The organism is Zoogloea oleivorans (genome assembly GCF_008107625.1).
Taxonomy (GTDB): Bacteria; Pseudomonadota; Gammaproteobacteria; order Burkholderiales; family Rhodocyclaceae; genus Zoogloea; species Zoogloea oleivorans.
Genome location: NZ_SDKK01000003.1, coordinates 225,074 through 243,178, shown reverse-complemented (window position 1 = coordinate 243,178; position 18,105 = coordinate 225,074). Strand labels below are relative to the sequence as shown.

15 protein-coding genes are annotated in these 18,105 nt (G+C 64.5%); 7 read left to right on the top strand and 8 right to left on the bottom strand.

Annotated elements, in window-relative coordinates; all coding sequences use genetic code 11:
• Window positions 1-97 precede the first annotated feature (97 nt).
• The 6 genes from fliO to ETQ85_RS04260 all read left to right on the top strand — a co-directional run bounded on the left by fliO (window position 98) and on the right by ETQ85_RS04260 (window position 6,608).
• A complete protein-coding gene (fliO, locus tag ETQ85_RS04285; protein WP_246128616.1) occupies window positions 98-514 on the top strand; it encodes a flagellar biosynthetic protein FliO in 417 nt (138 codons plus the stop codon).
• On the top strand, window positions 511-1,257 hold the full coding sequence (gene fliP / locus ETQ85_RS04280; RefSeq protein ID WP_148577812.1) for a flagellar type III secretion system pore protein FliP: 747 nt from the start codon (window positions 511-513) through the stop codon (window positions 1,255-1,257). Before fliO ends, fliP begins: the two co-directional genes overlap by 4 nt.
• Before the next feature lie 8 nt (window positions 1,258-1,265).
• Window positions 1,266-1,535, top strand: a complete 270-nt coding sequence (gene fliQ, locus ETQ85_RS04275; protein WP_148577811.1) for a flagellar biosynthesis protein FliQ — start codon at window positions 1,266-1,268, stop codon at window positions 1,533-1,535.
• An 11-nt stretch (window positions 1,536-1,546) separates the two neighbouring features.
• Window positions 1,547-2,329, top strand: a complete 783-nt coding sequence (fliR, locus tag ETQ85_RS04270; protein ID WP_148577810.1) for a flagellar biosynthetic protein FliR — start codon at window positions 1,547-1,549, stop codon at window positions 2,327-2,329.
• 116 nt (window positions 2,330-2,445) lie between these two features.
• Window positions 2,446-3,489, top strand: coding sequence for an HD domain-containing phosphohydrolase (locus ETQ85_RS04265; RefSeq protein ID WP_148577809.1), 1,044 nt, complete (start codon window positions 2,446-2,448; stop codon window positions 3,487-3,489).
• Window positions 3,486-6,608 carry a hybrid sensor histidine kinase/response regulator gene (locus ETQ85_RS04260; protein WP_148577808.1) on the top strand — a complete coding sequence of 1,041 codons (3,123 nt, stop codon included), beginning with the start codon at window positions 3,486-3,488 and terminating at the stop codon, window positions 6,606-6,608. Before ETQ85_RS04265 ends, ETQ85_RS04260 begins: the two co-directional genes overlap by 4 nt.
• Window positions 6,609-6,611: 3 nt before the next feature.
• On the opposite strand, the gene gloA is transcribed toward ETQ85_RS04260, so the two are convergent.
• Genes gloA through glyQ form a run of 6 tightly spaced genes read right to left on the bottom strand, consistent with a single transcriptional unit; the run spans window position 6,612 to window position 12,030 of the window.
• The gene (gloA, locus tag ETQ85_RS04255) at window positions 6,612-6,998 is read right to left on the bottom strand and encodes a lactoylglutathione lyase (protein ID WP_148577807.1); all 387 of its coding nucleotides are present in this window, start codon (window positions 6,996-6,998) and stop codon (window positions 6,612-6,614) included.
• Window positions 6,999-7,012: 14 nt separating this feature from the next.
• Complete coding sequence (locus tag ETQ85_RS04250) at window positions 7,013-7,735, bottom strand: M48 family metallopeptidase (RefSeq protein WP_246128615.1); 723 nt, start codon at window positions 7,733-7,735, stop codon at window positions 7,013-7,015.
• The gene (locus ETQ85_RS04245) at window positions 7,732-8,484 is read right to left on the bottom strand and encodes a lysophospholipid acyltransferase family protein (RefSeq protein WP_148577806.1); all 753 of its coding nucleotides are present in this window, start codon (window positions 8,482-8,484) and stop codon (window positions 7,732-7,734) included. Before ETQ85_RS04245 ends, ETQ85_RS04250 begins: the two co-directional genes overlap by 4 nt.
• Window positions 8,485-8,494: 10 nt before the next feature.
• Window positions 8,495-9,028 carry a D-glycero-beta-D-manno-heptose 1,7-bisphosphate 7-phosphatase gene (gene gmhB, locus ETQ85_RS04240; protein WP_148577805.1) on the bottom strand — a complete coding sequence of 178 codons (534 nt, stop codon included), beginning with the start codon at window positions 9,026-9,028 and terminating at the stop codon, window positions 8,495-8,497.
• Window positions 9,029-9,037: 9 nt separating this feature from the next.
• Window positions 9,038-11,122: a glycine--tRNA ligase subunit beta gene (gene glyS, locus ETQ85_RS04235; protein WP_148577804.1), complete on the bottom strand. Its 2,085-nt coding sequence runs from the start codon at window positions 11,120-11,122 to the stop codon at window positions 9,038-9,040.
• Entirely contained in the window at window positions 11,122-12,030 is a 909-nt protein-coding gene (gene glyQ, locus ETQ85_RS04230) for a glycine--tRNA ligase subunit alpha (RefSeq protein WP_148577803.1), read from the bottom strand. The genes glyS and glyQ overlap by 1 nt, the downstream gene beginning before the upstream one ends.
• A gap of 239 nt (window positions 12,031-12,269) precedes the next feature.
• Between glyQ and ETQ85_RS04225 the strand changes: the two genes are divergently transcribed.
• Window positions 12,270-13,895 (top strand): methyl-accepting chemotaxis protein, encoded by a 1,626-nt coding sequence (locus ETQ85_RS04225; RefSeq protein ID WP_148577802.1) that lies wholly within the window; start codon window positions 12,270-12,272, stop codon window positions 13,893-13,895.
• A gap of 6 nt (window positions 13,896-13,901) precedes the next feature.
• Here the strand turns inward: ETQ85_RS04225 and ETQ85_RS04220 are convergent, their stop codons facing one another.
• Window positions 13,902-16,577, bottom strand: a complete 2,676-nt coding sequence (locus ETQ85_RS04220) for a cation-transporting P-type ATPase (protein ID WP_148577801.1) — start codon at window positions 16,575-16,577, stop codon at window positions 13,902-13,904.
• Between the two features lie 118 nt (window positions 16,578-16,695).
• Window positions 16,696-18,069: a TrpB-like pyridoxal phosphate-dependent enzyme gene (locus ETQ85_RS04215; protein WP_148577800.1), complete on the bottom strand. Its 1,374-nt coding sequence runs from the start codon at window positions 18,067-18,069 to the stop codon at window positions 16,696-16,698.
• Between the last annotated feature and the right edge of the window lie 36 nt (window positions 18,070-18,105).

The following is an 18,105-nucleotide window of genomic DNA, read 5'->3' as shown; positions in this document are numbered from 1 at the left end:
ATGAAAAAATACCGCTTTTGCCCATCTTATCGGCCCATACGGCAGCACGCTGCCGGGCTATGCTGAAACCAGACTCTCGCTCAATCCGTGCCGCCCCATGCGCCTTCCGCTACTCCCTGCCGGTCTGTTCCTCCTGACGGGCTCCGCGATCTCTGCGGATGGCAACTTTGACGCTACTGGCAGCGTCCTCCAGATGCTTCTCGGACTGGCACTCATCATCGGCCTGCTTTTTGTCAGCCTGCACGTTCTGAAACGCCTCGGTGCCGGCAGTGGCAAGGGCGCCAACCTGCTGACCATCCGCGGCGCCACCGCCGTCGGCCCGCGCGAGCGGGTTGTCCTGGTGGAAATCGCCGACAAGGTGCTGGTCCTCGGCGTCGCACCCGGCCGGGTGACCAACCTGCTCACCCTGGATGCCGCCGAGCTGCCCCTCGCACCTGGCGCCTCGTCATCCCAACCCGGGGGCAAGGACTTCCAGAGCTGGCTCAAACAGACCCTCGAACGGCGCCCACGATGAAATCGTTGCAGCTTCTTCTCCGCCGCCTTGCTCCCCTGTGCCTGCTGGCGCCGCTCCCGCTGCTGGCCCAGGCCCTGCCGGCCCTGACCAGCACCCCTGCCGGAGGGGGAGGCACCCAGTACAGCCTGTCGATCCAGACCCTGCTGCTGCTCACCTCCCTGAGCTTCCTGCCGGCCATGGTGCTGATGATGACCTGCTTCACGCGGATCATCATCGTCATGTCGCTGCTCCGTCACGCCATGGGCACCCAGACCTCACCGCCCAACCAGGTGATCGTCGGCCTGTCGCTGTTTCTCACCTTCTTCATCATGTCTCCGGTAGCCGACAAGGTTTACACCGAGGCCTGGCTGCCCCTGTCGGAAAACCGCATCACCTTCAACGAAGCCGTCGACCGGGCCACCGTGCCAGTCAAGACCTTCATGCTCAAGCAGATCCGCGAACCCGATCTCAACCTGTTCTCCAAGCTGGCCAAGACACCGCGGGTTGACAAGGCCGACGACCTGCCGATGCGTGTCGTCATCCCCGCCTTCGTCACCTCCGAACTGAAAACCGCCTTCCAGATCGGCTTCATCGTCTTCATCCCCTTCCTCATCATCGACATGGTGGTCGCATCGGTGCTGATGTCCATGGGCATGATGATGATGAGCCCGGCCATCGTCTCGCTGCCCTTCAAGATCATGCTCTTTGTGCTCGTGGATGGCTGGAACCTGCTGATTTCCTCCCTCGTCCAGAGCTTCGGATAGGAACTGCCATGACTCCGACCACCGTCATCGACCTCGGTCGCCAGGCCCTCGAACTGACCCTGCTGGTATCAGCGCCCCTCTTCATCGCGGCCCTGACCACCGGCCTGATCATCTCCATCTTCCAGGCCGCCACGCAGATCAACGAACAGACCCTGTCCTTCGTGCCCAAGCTGATCGCCACCTTCATCACCCTGGTGCTCGCCGGGCCGTGGATGATCACGATGATGACCGACTACATCCGGCGCCTCTTCGAGAGCATTCCGTCGATGATCGGCTGACGACGCTCCCCATGCTGTCCGTCACCACCGCCCAGCTCGACGCCTGGCTTGCCGTCATGGCTTACCCGCTGGCCCGCATCCTCGGACTGATGGGCTCTGCACCGGTATTCAACAACAACGCCATGCCCAGGCGCATCAAACTGATGGTCGGACTGGCGGTGGCCATCGGCATGGTGCCCGCGCTTCCCGCCGCCACACCGATTTCGCTGAGTTCGTGGAACGGCATGCTGATGCTCTTGCAGCAAACCATCATCGGCATCGCCATGGGCCTCACCATGCGGGTCGTATTTGCCGCACTCGACGTCATGGGCGAACTCATCAGCCTGCAGATGGGCCTGTCCTTCGCCACCTTCTTCGACCCGATTGCCGGCGGCCAGACTGCCGTGGTCGGCGAACTCCTGACCCTCCTCTCGACCCTCATCTTTCTCTCCCTCAACGGGCATCTGCTGATGCTCGACGCCCTGGCCGCCAGCTTCGTGTGGCTACCGATCGCCGACGCCCCCCTGCACAAGGAGGGCTGGATGATGCTCGTCCGCTTTGGCAGCACGATCTTTGCGTCCGGCCTGCTGATGGCCTTGCCGGTAGTCACGGCGCTGCTCATCACCAACATCGCCCTGGGTATCCTGACCCGCGCCGCGCCGCAATTGAACCTCTTCGCCATCGGCTTTCCGATCACCCTGTCGGTCGGCTTCGGCGTGCTGATCCTTTCGCTGGGACACCTCGCGCCGATCCTTCAAGGTTTCTACGATGCAGGTTTTAACACCATGGCCGGCGTGATCCGCGCGGCACGCTGAGGCACGCCCTCACGCCGGCAAACAGAAACTCAACTTCGGGGATCGGGAGCCGATAATCTGACCATCCAATTTGCCCATCAGGGCCGACTCTCGCCAGCCGCCCCTCCGGAGCCCCCATGGCCATAGCCATTGTTGACGACACCCCCATCAACCTGACCCTGATCCAGGCGCTGGTCCGCAAGCTCACGCCCGCCGGCACGGAGATCGTTTGCTTCACCTCACCGCTGGAAGGTCTCCAATGGTGCAGCGACCACGAGCCCGATCTGGTGATCGTCGACTACATGATGCCCGACCTCAACGGCATCGAATTCATCAGCGCCGTACGCAAACTGCACTCGGCCGATGTCGTGCCGATCCTGATGGTCACCGCCGCCCACGAAAAGGAAGTCCGCTACCAGTGCCTGACGGCCGGCGCCAATGACTTCCTCACCAAGCCCATCGACCGCCATGAATTCGACCCCCGCGTGCGCACCATGCTGTCGCTGCGGGAAAGCCACAAGCGCCTGCGCAACTGGAATGATGATCTGCAGGAAGCCGTCGTCCGCAAAACCGCAGAGATCGTGGCCCGGGAACGGGAAACCGTCACACGCCTGGCCCGGGCCGCCGAGTTCCGCGACCCGGAAACCGGCGGTCACATCCTGCGCATGGCCCACTACTCACTGCTCATCGCCGAGCACCTGGGCCTGGAACGCGAATTCTGTGATCGCCTGCTGACCGCCGCGCCCATGCACGACATCGGCAAAGTCGGCACGCCCGACAACATTCTGCTCAAGCCCGGCCGCCTCACCGACGAAGAAATGGAGGTCATGCGCCAGCACGCCAGCATCGGGCATGACATCCTCAATGGCTCGTCCTCGCCGATGATCCAGATGGCCGCCGAGATCGCCCTCACCCACCACGAAAAATTCGACGGCAGCGGCTACCCCAACGGTCTTGTTGGCGAAGCGATCCCGCTGGCTGGCCGGATCGTTGCCGTTGCAGACGTCTTTGACGCCCTCACCTCCGCCCGCCCCTACAAACCCGCCTGGGATCTGGAGCGGTCCGTCAATCTCCTCAAGGAAGGCCGGGGCAGCCATTTCGACCCAGTCTGCGTGGATGCCTTTCTCGCTCGCTGGGAGGAAGCGCTCGTCATCCGTGAGCGCTTCCAGGACGAAGAATGAACCAAGTCCTCAACCGCCTGGCTGCCCGGGCCGGCCTGCGCTCCCTCGGACAGCAGCTCACCGTGCTGTTCGCCCTGCTCCTGACCCTGTCCATCGGCGCCTACTCCATCTACGTCGGCCTCGAACAAGCGGAATTCGTTGAGCGTCTGGAGCGCCAGCACGCCGACGAGCTGAGCCGCCACCTTGCTGCCGTGCTCGAACCACACATGGTCAAGGGCGACGCCGACGGCATCCTCAAGCACCTCACCGAACTGCAGACAACCCCCGGCATTCGCCGCCTGACGGTAACCGACCGCCAGGGCATCCCCATCACCATCGTCAGCCGGCAGACAGAACACACCGCCTTCGTCGCCGAAACCGCCACCACGCCCATCACGCTGCCCAGCGAAAACCGGCAGGCCGCGAGCCGGCTCTCCCCCAGAATGGGCAAAGAACAGATCGTTGCCTGGACCGGCATCGGCGACGCTGCACCGCTGGGCTGGCTTAGCGTGGAAATCAGCCCGGAAGCTGCCGACAACGACCTGCGCCATATTCTCACGGACAGCATCCTTGCCGGCGCCCTGACCCTGCTCATCGGTACCGCCGCCATCCTGCTCTTTCTGCGCCCCACCCTGCGCAGCCTGGGACGCGCCACCACCTTCGCCGAAGGCCTCGAAGCCAGCCGCGGCGCCTTGCTCGTCGAGCCCAGCGACACCGCTGAAATCCGCAAACTGGTGGACGCCCTCAACTGGACCTCAATCCGTCTTTTCGATGGTCAGTCGGCCCTGGCCGCCAGTGAGTCGCGCAACCGCGCCATCACCGAAGCGGCGCTCGACTGCATCATCACCGTAGACAGCGAAGGCTGCATCCTCGAATTCAACCCCGCCGCAGAACGGACCTTTGGCATCACCCGCGCCGAAGCCCTGCACCAGCCCTACGCCAAACTGTTCTTCCCGGAACGCCTGCGCGAAGCCCAGAGCCGAGGCCTGCGCGATCTGCTCACAGACATCAAACCCGAGGCACTCGGCCAGCGCATCGAGGCCATTGCGATCCACCCGAATGGCGAGGAATTCCCCGTTGAAGTTGCCCTGGTGGCGGTTGAGAGCGCCGGCAGCCAGCTGATCACCGCGTATTTGCGGGACATCAGCGACCGCAAGGCAGCGGAAACCTACATGCGTCAGGCAAAGGAATTAGCGGAGGCCAACAGCCGCTCGAAGAGCGATTTCCTGGCCAACATGAGCCACGAAATCCGCACCCCGATGAACGCCATCCTCGGCATGACCGACCTGGCCCTCGACACCCGGCTCGACAACGAACAGAAGGAATACCTGACCCTCGTCAAAAGCTCGGCCAACTCGCTGCTCAACATCATCAACGACATCCTCGACTTCTCGAAAATCGAGGCCGGCAAGCTGGATTTCGAGCACATCGACTTCAGCCTGCGCGACTGCGTCGCCCTGGCCGTGCGCACCCTGCAACAGCGCGCAGCAGAAAAGAATCTGCAACTCACCGCGCAGGTCGCCCCCGAAATCCCCGACAGCCTGATCGGCGACCCGCACCGGCTGCGTCAGGTGCTCATCAACCTGATCTCCAACGGCATCAAGTTCACCAATGAGGGCGGCGTCAAGGTCGTCGTCCAGCCCGGCCCCCCCTCATCCTCCGGAGCCAGCCTGGCTTTCAGCGTCGAGGACAGCGGCGTCGGCATCCCCGCCGAAAAGCAGGAACTGATCTTCGAAGCGTTCTCCCAGGCCGACACATCCACCACCCGCCGCTACGGCGGCACCGGGCTGGGGCTGACCATCAGTGCCCAGCTGGTACAGGCCATGGGTGGACACATCGGCGTGGACAGCACGCCCGGCGAAGGCAGCACCTTCCGTTTCACCGCACAATTCGGTCTTGGCCAGTCGGTACCGGCCACCGAAGAGCAAGCCCACCTGGAAGGGCTCCCGGTCCTCGTCGCCGTCGACAACCCGGCTGAACGGGAAATGCTGATGGAACTCCTCGGCCATTGGCGCATGGCCCCCTTTGCCACCCCGGATGCCACCACCAGCCGCCGCGAACTGGCCCAGGCGACAAGCAACGGCTGGCCTTACCGGGTCGTCATCGTCGGCACCCAACTACCGGATTCCGAGGGCTTCCAGCTGGTCGAGGCGATTCCCCAAATAACGAACCCCACCCCCTGCATCATCATGCTTGCCGGCGAGGGTCGCCGCGGCGACGGCGCCCGCTGCCGCGAACTCGGCGTGGCGGCCTACCTGCCGATGCCGATCCAGGCCTCCGACCTGCTCAACGCCATTCTCCTATCCGTCATTCCTATCGAGGACGACAACACCAGCGACCGGCAGCTCATCACCCGTCACAGCCTGCGCGAACAACGGCGCCAGATGCGCATCCTGCTGGCCGAGGACAACGTGGTGAACCAGACCCTCGCCCTGCGTCTGCTGGGCAAGCTCGGTCATCAGGTCGATGTGGCCAACAACGGGCAGGAAGCCCTGGACCTGCACGAGCGCAACCGCTACGACATCATCCTGATGGACGTGCAGATGCCGATCATGGGCGGTTTCGACGCCACCGCCAGAATTCGCGAACGGGAAGCTGCAGGCGTGCCCCACACGCCCGTCATCGCCATGACGGCCCACGCCATGAAGGGCGACCGGGAACGCTGCCTGAAAGCCGGCATGGACGGCTACCTGTCCAAACCGGTGCACGCCCCCGATCTGGTGGAAGTGCTGATTCACCACGCCGGCCATGGCGACCCGGCCCCTCCTCCGGGCACCGAATTGGCACCGCCGAGCGGGCCCGTATTCGACCGGGAAAGCGTGCTCGCCAACCTGGGCGACGACGAAGACCTGCTCGCCCAACTGATCGTGATGTACAGCGAAGACGAACCGCGCATGCTCGCCGACATCGACAACGCCGTCCGGACTGGCGATGCGGAAGCCCTGCACAGTGCCGCCCACGCCCTCAAGGGCGCGGTATCCAACTTCTGCGCCAGCCGGGCCCAGGCCAAGGCCCAGCAACTGGAACGTCTCGGGCGGGAGAAACATCTCGCCGATGCGCCGGCCATCCTGACCGAATTGCGTAATGAACTCGGCGCCCTGCGGGAAGCCTTCGGCCTCCCGATCGAGGCGGATGCCTGAGAACTAGGATTTGGCCTGGATGAGTTCGACCTTGTAGCCATCCGGGTCGTCCACGAAGGCGATCACCGTCGTGCCATGCTTCATCGGCCCGGCTTCGCGCACCACCTTGCCGCCACGGGCCTTGATGGCCTCGCAGGCGGCATAGGCGTCCGGCACTTCCAGCGCAATGTGGCCATAGGCCGTCCCCAGCTCATAGGACTCGACACCCCAGTTGTGGGTCAACTCGAGCACTGCCCCTTCCGACTCATCCTGATAGCCGACAAAGGCCAGCGTGAACTTGCCTTCCGGATAATCGTGGCGGCGCAAAAGGCGCATGCCGAGCACTTCGGTGTAAAAAGCGATCGAGCGGTCGAGATCGACAACGCGAAGCATGGTGTGCAGAAGACGCATGGCGTTTCCTCGGTTCAGATGTGCGGAAGGGATGCCCCCGCCTGGCGAAGCGCCTTGCGGGCAGCGGAATAGTCGGGATACAGGGACTCCACCACAGACCAGAAACGCGGCGAGTGGTTCATCTCGACAAGGTGCGCCACCTCGTGAGCCACCACGTAGTCGATCAGCCCCAGCGGGAGGTGAATCAGGCGCCAGTGCAGGCGGATACCGCTACGCGTACTGCAACTGCCCCAGCGGGTGCGGGCGCTGGACAAGCCCACGGCAGGCAGCGGACGCCCAATGCGCAGACAGAACGCCTCGACCCGGTTGCGGAACAATTCGAGGCCTTTTTGCTGCAAGCCGCGCAACAACAGCAAACGGGCATCGCCGCCAGCCCGCAAGGCCAGTTCAAGTACCGGCTCGGGCCCGCTCTCGTGCCACAGCACACGGTTGTTGCCACGCCCGATGCGCAGATGCCAGGCTTCGCCGAGGAATGGGATGATGGCGCCCTCCGCCGGCTCGAAAACCGGCGGAACGACAGGCGCGGGACGGGCATGCAGTTTTTCGACAACCCACGCCGCGTGGCTGCGAATGAAGGCTTCGACGTCGTGCAGGCCAACCCGGACAGGGACGCCGACCGTCAGGCCACGCTGGTCGATGCGCAGCCCGAGCGTCTTGCGAACGCTGCGCTTGAGCGTATAGGCAACCCGCTGACCTTGCAGGACGATTTCGCGGGTTTCGACGACCGACGCGCTCACGCCTCGGCTTTCTCCTTGCGGGGAGTTGCGTTGCGGTAGTGGCTCGGGAACAAACGCCGCATCTCGCCTTCGATCCAGGTTTGCGCGAGGGTATTGATCTCCTCGGCATTGAGCCCGGCGGTTTCGATCACCGGGCCGATGCTCACCACCACTTCGCCAGGACGCTTGAAGAACGCATTACGCGGCCAGAACTCACCGGCATTGTGGGCTACCGGCACCACCGGCGTGCCGGTCTGGGCGGCCAGCCAGGAGCCGCCGGCCTTGTAGCGCTTCTTGCTGCCCGGCGCCACGCGGGTACCTTCCGGAAAGATCGTGACCCAGAAACCATGGGCCAGCCGGTCGCGCCCCTGCGCCTCCACCTGAGCCAGAGCGTCCTTGCCGGCGGCGCGGTCGATGGCAATCATCGGCATCTGGGCAATGCCCCAGCCGAAGAAAGGCACCTTGTGGATCTCCCGCTTCATGACAAAAACCATCGGCGGAAAAATATCCTGCAACATGATCGTTTCCCACGCCGACATGTGCTTGGACAGGATGATCGCCGGCCCCTGGGGAATGTTCTCGGCGCCGATCAGGCGATAGGGAATCCCCAGCACGTGCTTGACCACCCAGGCCATGATGCGCGGCCAGCCACGAATCAGCTTGTGACGGGTTTTCGGGCCGAAGGGAAAGGTTGCCATGCCGATCAGCGCATACAGCGGCGTGAACACGGCAAGGGCCAGCATGAACAGAACGTTGCGGATCAGGACCACGGGGAAACTCTCAGGCAGTCAGCTGCGCAACCACCGCAGCCAGGTCGGGGAAAACCACGGTGCCTTCGGGCAAGGCCGGATCGATGACGGTTTTCTTGCCCTTGCCGGTCAGCACCAGGTAGGGCTTGCAGCCCACCGCCACACCGGCCTGCAGGTCACGCAGGCTGTCACCCACCACGGGCATGCCATCGAGGTCCACGTTGAAGCGCTCAGCGATCTGCAAAAACATGCCCGGCTTGGGCTTGCGGCACTCGCAGGGGGAATCCGCCGCGTGGGGGCAGAAGAAGATGGCGTCAAGCCGGCCGCCCACATGACCAATGGCCTTGACCATCTTCTCGTTGATGGCGTTGAGGGTGTCCATGTCGAAAAGACCGCGCCCGACCCCCGACTGGTTGGAGGCCACCACCACCCGCCAGTTGGCTTCGTTGAGCCGGGCGATGGCTTCCAGGGAACCGGGAATCGGCTTCCATTCGTCAGGCGATTTGATGAACTGGTCAGAGTCGAGATTGATGACCCCGTCCCGGTCGAGCACGATGATTTTCATGGTTTGCCTTTAAGCCGACAGACGGGAAATGTCCGCCACCTGGTTCATCAGGCCAGCCAATTGACCCAGCAGGGCCAGGCGGTTCTGACGCACCAGCGGCTCCTCGGCCATCACCATCACTTCGTCGAAGAAGCGGTCCACCGCCTCGCGCAGTCCGGCCAGCACCTTCAGCGCGTCGGTATAGGCTTCGTTCTGGAAGTGCGAGCGGGCCAGCGGGGCGACATCGACGATGGCGTGGAACAGCGCCTTCTCGGCGTCCTCGACAAGCAGGGCCAAGTCAGGCTCGCCGACTTCGCCCTCGGCCTTCTTGAGGATGTTGACGATCCGCTTGTTGGCCGCGGCCAGAGCTGCTGCTTCGGGCAGTTGCTGGAAGGCGACGACGGCCTCGAGTTTGGGCACCACCAGATCCATGCGGGTCGGCTTGAGGGCCAGCACCGCATCGACGGCATCCTGGGCATGACCGGCATCACGCAACTGGTTGCGCAGGCGTTCGAGCAGGAACTCGTAGAGCGGGCCGGACACATCGGCAGTCAACTTGCCAGGGGCAAAGCTCGCGGCCGACTCGTGGATCAGCGCGGCGATATCGAGGGGCAGCGGGGTTTCCATCAGGATGCGCAGCGTGCCGAGGGCGGCACGGCGCAGGCCAAAGGGGTCGCGGTCGCCGGTGGGCACCTGGCCGATACCGAAGAAGCCAACCAGCGCATCGAGCTTGTCGGCCAGGGCCAGTGAGCGGCCGATGTTGCTGTCGGGCAGCGCATCACCGGCAAAGCGCGGGCGGTAGTGCTGCTCGATGGCCTCCGCCACCACCGGCAACGCACCTTCGGCGAGGGCGTAGTAGCGGCCCATGGTGCCCTGCAGCTCGGGAAACTCGCCGACCATGTCGGTCAGCAGGTCGGCCTTGGAGAGCAGCGCGGCCCGGTTGGCCAGGTTCTCGTCGGCGCCCAGCAGGCCGGCAATCTTGCGCGCCACGATGGACATGCGCTGAACCCGGTCGCCGAGGGAGCCGAGCTTGTTGTGATAGACCACGCCATCGAGCTTGACCACGCGAGTGGTGAGGCCAGCCTTGATGTCCTGCTCGAAGAAGAAACGCGCATCCGACAGACGCGGACGCACCACGCGCTGGTTACCGGCGATGATGTTCGACGGGTCTTCGAGCTGCATGTTGGAGACGATCAGGAAGCTGTTGAGCAGCTTGCCGTCGGCGGCGAAGAGCGGGAAATACTTCTGGTTCGCGCGCATCGTCAGGATCAGGCATTCCTGCGGCACCGACAGGAACTCGGCTTCGAACTCGCCCACGTACACCGTGGGATGTTCGACCAGCGCGGTCACCTCGTCGAGCAGGTCGGCGTACTGGCCGAGGCTGGCGTTCAGCAGGCCGGCTTCGGTGACGAGCTGCTTCTCGATGTTGGCGCGACGTTCGGCGAAGTCGGGAATCACCTTGCCTTCGGCCAGCAGGGTCGGCTCGTAGGCGTCGGCACTGACGATGTCGATATCGCCGCGGCTCATGAAGCGGTGGCCCTTGGTCGTACGGCCGGACTGGATGTCGAGCACGCTGCCCGGCACCACGTCGGCGCCATGCAGCATGGTCAGCTTGTGGGCCGGACGCACAAAGGTGGCATCACCGTCGCCCCAGCGCATCACCTTGGGAATCGGCAACGCCTTGAGGGCGTCCTGCACGATGCCGCCAAGCACCTCGGCAAGCAGCGCGCCGGCCACGGTGCTGGTGTAGAACAGGGCCTCGGCCTTGCCATCCATGCGGCGCTCAAAGCCGGCCACGGCCGACAGGGGAATGCCCTTGGCTTCGAGCTTCTTGGTCAGGGCCGCGGTGGGCTGGCCGTCGGCGCCCAGGGCCACCGACACCGGCATGATCTTCTCGGTCACGTCCTTCGCCACCGCTGCGGGCAGCACGTGGGCCACGGTCACCGCCAGACGGCGCGGGGTGGCGAACCAGCGGAACTCACCGTCGGCGGCGACAAGGCCACGGGCACGCAGGCCGGCAACGATTCCATTGGAGAAAGCCTGGCCGAGTTTCGGCAGGGCCTTGGGGGGCAGCTCTTCGGTGAGCAGTTCAACGAGCAGGGTCGCGCTGGTCATCACGCGGCCTCCTTCTTGAGCATCGGGAAGCCGAGGGCTTCACGGGAGTTGTAATAGGCCTGCGCCACTTCCCGCGCCAACACGCGGACCTTGCCGATGTAGGCGGCGCGTTCGGTCACCGAAATGGCCCCGCGTGCATCCAGCAGATTGAAAGTGTGCGAGCACTTCATGACCATCTCGAAGGCCGGCAGCACCAGCGGCACCGCCAGCAGGCGCTTGGCTTCGCTTTCGTATTCGCCAAACAGGCGGAACAGCCATTCCACGTTCGAGTGCTCGAAGTTATAGGTGGATTGCTCGACTTCGTTCTGGTGATAGACGTTGCCGTAGGTCACCGGCGTACCGTCCGGGCCGATCGACCAGACCAGGTCATAGACGTTTTCGACGCCCTGCAGGTACATGGCCAAGCGCTCGAGGCCGTAGGTGATTTCGCCGAGCACCGGCTTGCAGCTGAGCGAGCCGACTTCCTGAAAGTAAGTGAACTGGGTGACTTCCATGCCGTCCAGCCACACTTCCCAGCCCAGGCCCCAGGCGCCGAGGGTGGGGGATTCCCAGTCGTCCTCGACGAAGCGGATGTCGTGGGCGTTGGGGTCGATGCCCAGCGCCCGCAGGCTGTCGATGTACAGCTCCTGGATATTCACCGGCGACGGCTTGAGCACCACCTGGTACTGGTAGTAGTGCTGCAGGCGGTTGGGGTTCTCGCCGTAGCGGCCATCCTTCGGGCGGCGGGAAGGCTGCACATAGGCGGCATTCCAGTGTTCCGGGCCGATGGAGCGCAGGAAGGTGGCGGTGTGGAAAGTGCCGGCTCCAACCTCGATGTCGTAGGGCTGAAGCAAGGTGCAACCGTGCTCGGCCCAGAAATTGGAGAGGCGCAGGATGATCTGCTGAAAAGTCGGTTTTTGGACGGACATGGATGCTCCGCGGCAGCCGCCGCGCTGATTGGGGCAAAACGCCGATTTTACTGGGTTTCTGCTGGCAGGGCATGCCTGATGGCAGCCACGTCTCCCCGACACGCTACGAACACCCGCCGGACAGGTGTCAAGAAACGGGACACCCCGGCCGTATACGAACCACACACATAAAGGCCGGCATCGATGAATGACCGGCATAACGCCCTGAAAAACTCAGGCTTGAGGAGAGCTAGCACATCATGAAACTGGAAAACTTGCGTGTTTCAACCCGAATGCGACTGCTCGTCGCCCTTGCCCTGCTCGGCCTGGTAGCACTCTGCGCCGTCAGCCTGGCCAACCTGCGCAGCAGCCTGATGGACGACAGGAAGCTGCAGACCAAATATCTTGTCGAAAGCGCCCAGGGCGTCATCGAACACTTCTACAAACAGTCGCAGGCCGGCACACTCGCCGAGGCCGACGCCCGCAAAGGCGCGACCGAAACCCTGCGGGCCATGCGCTATGCAGGCAACAACTACCTTTTCGTCGTAGACAACAAAAGCACCTACGTACTGCTGCCTCCCAAACCCGAGAAGGAAGGCACCGACGCCAGCGGGCTCAAGGACAGCAACGGCAAGGTCATCATCCAGGAACTGGTCAAGGCAGCCCTTGCCGGTGGCGGCTTCGTGGATTACCTGTACCCCAAGGCCGGCGAAACAGATCCCCAGCCAAAGCTCTCCTATGCGGCGCCCTTTGCCCCCTGGGGCTGGGTATTGGGTACCGGCATCTACGTGGACGACGTGGATCGGGAATTCCGTTCCATCGCCACGATCCTCGGCGGAATCTCCGCAACCCTGCTGCTCGTCCTTGGCTTGTTCGGCTGGCGCGTCAGTGCCAGCGTGACGAGCCAGCTGGGCGGTGAGCCGCGGGAAGCGACCGCGGTCATGCAGCGCGCCGCCGGAGGCGACTTGACCACCCATCTGGGCAACGCGCCGAACGGCAGCATGCTGGCCGCCCTCGGCAGCATGATCGGCGCCCTGCGCACGATGATGGGCGAGATCAACAGCGGCGCCAACCAGCTCGTCAGCAACGCCGATCACATCAGCCGGGTGTCCAGCCAAGTCGCCGACGCGGCGCTCCGCCAGTCCGACGCCACCGCCTCAATGGCTGCGGCAATGGAAGAGCTCACCGTCAGCTCCAGCCATATTTCCGCCAGTGCCCTCGAAACCGAACAGAACTCCCAGGAAGCCATGCGTCTCGCCGCCGAGGGCAGCGACCGGGTCGGCCAGGCCTCCACCGCCATTCGCCGCATGTCGGAAACGGTCACCGGTGCCTCCAGCCGCATCCTGGCGCTGGAAGAGCGCATCGGCCAGGTTTCATCCATCGCCAACGTGATCAAGGAAATCGCCGGTCAGACCAACTTGCTCGCCCTCAATGCAGCCATTGAAGCGGCCCGGGCCGGCGAACAGGGTCGCGGCTTTGCGGTTGTCGCCGACGAAGTGCGCAAGCTGGCCGAACGCACCTCGTCGGCCACCACTGAAATCGAGCAGATGATCACCGGCATCCAGAGCGACACCAGCAGTGCCGTGGGCGCCATGAACGCCGCCTTGCCCGAGGTGGATCAAGGCGTAACGCTGGCCGCCTCAGCCGCAGAAGCGCTGCAGGCGATCGAAAGTGGCGCCCGCCAGACGCTCGTCCGGGTGCGCGAGATTGCCGATGCGACCCGTGAACAAAGCGCCGCCAGCACTTCCATTGCCCAGCGGGTCGAGGAAATCTCGAACATGGTGGAGAGCACCTCGGAGAACATTCGCGGCGCCGCGGATGCGGCCATCGGGCTCGAACGCATCGCCGTCGGCCTCAAGGACCAGATCAGCCGCTTCCGGATCTAGCAGGACTCACCGCACAACCCGGGTCAGGCGCTTCTCAACCCCCACGACCAACGCAATGAAGGCCGCCGAAGCCAGGATTTCCAGCCAGGCTTCGGCGGGAATGGGGGCCGATGCGAAGACCCGGTTCATCGCCGGCAGCCAGGTAAACAAGGCCTGCAGCGTCACCATCGCTCCGATCCCGCCCCAGAACCACGGATTGGAAAACCATCCGCAGCACCAGAATGGCCCGCGCAGGTTGCGGCAGTTGAACAGGTAGGCAATCTCCCCCGCCACAAAAACGTTCACCGCCACCGTGCGCGCCTCCTCCAGCGAGGCCCCCAGCGCCTGCCAGCGCAGGAACAGGCCGAAGGCCGCCACCAGCAGCAAAACCCCCACCAGCACAATGCGGCGGATCAGCACGCCATCGAGAATCGGCGCCCCCGGGGGGCGCGGCGCATGGCCCATCACGTCCTTCTGGATCGGCTCGAAGGCCAGCGCCATGCCCAGCAGCACTGCCGTGGTCATGTTGATCCACAGAATCTGCAGCGGCGTGATCGGCAGCGTGACACCCGCCAGCACGGCGAAAAGAATCACCAGCCCTTCACCGAAATTGGTCGGCAGGGTCCAGATGATGAACTTCACCAGGTTGTCGTAAACGCCGCGGCCTTCCTCGATGGCTGCTTCGATGGTGGCAAAGTTGTCGTCGGTCAGCACCATCGCCGCGGCCTCCTTGGCCACCTCGGTGCCACCGGCGCCCATCGCCACACCAATATTGGCGGCCTTCAGGGCTGGCGCATCGTTGACCCCGTCGCCGGTCATCGCCACCACTTCGCCGTTGGCCTGCAGGGCCTGCACCAGGCGCAATTTCTGTTCGGGCTCGACGCGGGCAAAAACATTCACGTCCTCCACAGCGACGCGCAACTGGTCGGCATCCAGCAAGGCCAGCTCGCGGCCGGTGAGGGCCTTCTCGCCCGGCTCAGCCAGCCCCAGCTGGCTGGCGATGGCCAGCGCGGTCACGGCGTGATCGCCGGTAATCATCTTTACTTTGACGCCCGCGGCCCGGCACGCCTGGATGGCCTGTACAGCGGCCTGCCGCGGCGGATCGAGCATGGCCTGCAGGCCAAGGAAGCACAGGCCGCCGGCCACTTGCATCTCGTCGAGCGTCTCCGAATTGACTTCGATGCGGGCAAAGGTCAGCACCCGCAGGCCCTCGGCGGCCATGGCCCGCGATGCCGTGTCGATCGCTTCGATATCGGCGGCGACCGGCTCTCCGTCGGCATCGAGCATGGTCGTGCAGCGCGGCAAAATGACTTCGAGCGCCCCCTTGACCAGCACGACCAGCTGGCCGTCAAGGCGATGCAGACTGGCCATGTACTGGCGGGCCGAATCGAAGGCAATCTCGTCGAGGCGCGGCCCCTCCATCCGCAGCCTGTTCTCGTCGAGCCCGGCCTTGCGGGCCGACACCAGCAGCGCCGCCTCGGTCGGGTCGCCGGTAATCGTCCATTCGCCATCCACCTCGGCCAGCCCGGCGTCGTTGCACAGCACGCCGGCTACCAGCAGGTCGCGCAGCGGGCCGCTCACCTCGACGGTGCCACCGTCCTGGCTGACGCTGCCCAGCGGCGCGTAGCCGTCGCCACTCACCGCAAAGCGCTGCCCGTCGGCGAGCAGCGCGCGCACGGTCATCTGGTTTTCGGTCAGCGTGCCGGTCTTGTCGGAGCAGATCACCGTGGTGCTGCCCAGGGTTTCAACCGCCGGCAGGCGCCGGATGATGGCGCGCCGTTTGGCCATGCGCGACACACCGATGGCCAGCGTCACGGTGATGGCCGCCGGCAGGCCTTCGGGAATCGCCCCGACCGCCAGCGCCACCGCCGCCATCAGCATGTCGAGGAGCGGCTCGCCACGCAGGCTGCCCACCACAAAGCCCAGCACCGCCAGCCCCAGAATGATCACCAGCAGCCAGTTGGAGAATCGCTCCATGGCTTTGGTGAGCGGTGTGGCGAGGGTCTCGGTGGCATCGAGCAGATCGGCGATGCGCCCGGTTTCAGTACCGCGACCGGTGGACACCACCAGACCACCGGCCTGCCCGGCCACCACCAGGGTGCCGGCAAAGGCCATGCAGGTACGCTCGGCGATGCCGCTGTCGGCGGCAACCGGCTCAACCCCCTTGGAAACCGCCGTCGATTCGCCAGTCAACGAGGCTTCAGTGACCTGCAGCGCGCGGGCGTCAAAGAGGCGCAGATCGGCCGGCACCTTGTCGCCGGCGGCCAGCCACACAACGTCGCCGGGCACCAGCGTCACGGCATCAATGCGCCGGCGCTGGCCGGCACGCAGCACGGTAACGTCGCTGGCCACGCTGCGGGCCAGCGCCGCCAGCGCATCCTCGGCGCGTCCCTCCTGAATGAAACCAATCAGTGCATTGACCAGCACCACGCCGAAGATCACCCCGGCGTCGGCCCATTCTTCAAGAAAGGCCGCGATGCCGCCACTGACGATGAGGATGTAGATAAGGGGCTGGTGAAACTGCAGCGCAAACCGCAGCAAGGCGCTACGCCCGGCGTGGGCATCGATGCGGTTGGGTCCGTGGGCAACTAGGCGCTCGGTGGCAACCGCCTCGCTCAGGCCATCTGCGGCACTGGAATCAAGCGCAGCAAAGGCCGCATCGTGAGGCCGGGCATGCCAGCCGGGCAAATCAGGGAGGGTCATGGGATGCGTTAAAGCGTGGAGAAATCCTTGTGGGTCGGACCGAAGTCCGACAGCAAGCTGTTCAGCCCGGGAATGTCGGACTGAAGTCCGACCCACAACAGCTTGGTCTCTACACGCCTCAGACAGCCACTTTAGGCAGACAGGACAACGCCATGGCAAGTTCCTTCTCGTCGTAATCCTGATCCACCAGATTTCCCGCCAGATAGTTGGTGTAGGACGTCATGTCGAAGTGACCATGGCCAGACAGGCAGAACAGGATGGTCTCGCTCTTGCCCTCGGCCTTGCAGCGCAGGGCCTCGTCGATCGCACCGCGAATCGCATGGGTGGACTCGGGGGCGGGAACGATGCCTTCGCTGCGCGCAAACATCACGCCGGCCTCGAAACAGGCTGTCTGGTGGTAGTTGCGTGCTTCGATCAGGCCCAGCTCCTTCACGTGACTGACCAGCGGCGCCATGCCGTGATAGCGCAGGCCGCCCGCGTGCAGACCGGCCGGTGTGAAAGTGCTGCCGAGGGTGTGCATCTTGACCAGCGGGGTCAGCTTGGCGGTGTCACCGAAGTCGTAGGCGTACTGGCCGCGGCTGAGGGACGGACAGGCCGACGGCTCGACGGCGACGATGCGGCGCTTCTTGGCGTTGGGGCCGCCGCGCAGTTGCAGGCCAAGGAAGGGGAAGGCGATACCGGCAAAATTGGAACCGCCGCCGGTACAGCTGATAATCACATCCGGATCGTCACCGGCCATTTCCATCTGCAGGATGGCTTCCTCGCCGACGATGGTCTGGTGCAGCAGCACGTGGTTGAGCACCGAACCCAGCGCGTACTTGGTGTCGTCGTGCTTGGCGGCCACTTCGACCGCTTCGGAAATGGCAATGCCCAGCGAGCCGATGTGGTCCGGCGTCTCGGCCAGCACGGCGCGGCCGTACTCGGTTTCGGCAGACGGCGAAGCAACGCAGCGGGCACCCCAGGTTTCCATCAGGGCCCGGCGATAGGGTTTCTGGTCGTAGGACACGCGCACCTGGAACACCGTCACGTCCAGCCCGAACAGGCCACCCGCGTAGGCCAGCGACGAGCCCCACTGGCCGGCACCGGTTTCGGTGGACAGGCGCTTGACCCCTTCCTGGGCGTTGTACCAGGCCTGGGGAATCGCCGAGTTGGGCTTGTGGCTGCCGGCCGGCGACACGCCTTCGTACTTGTAGTAGATCTTGGCCGGCGTGCCGAGCAGCTTTTCAAGACGGCGGGCACGGAACAGCGGGCTCGGGCGCCACTGACGCAGCACCTCGTTGACCGGTTCGGGAATGTCGATCCAGCGCTCGGTGGACATTTCCTGGGCGATGATCGCGTCCGGAAAGATCGGTGCCAGATCGGACGGGCCGAGAGGCTGCAGGGTGCCCGGGTGAAGCGGCGGCGGCAAGGGGGTCGGCAGGTCCGCGGCAATGTTGTACCAGGCCTTGGGCATGCGGGATTCGTCGAGCAGATATTTGATCTGGTCGCTCATAGGGCTATCCTCCGGTTTGCTATTGGTCTTTTGATT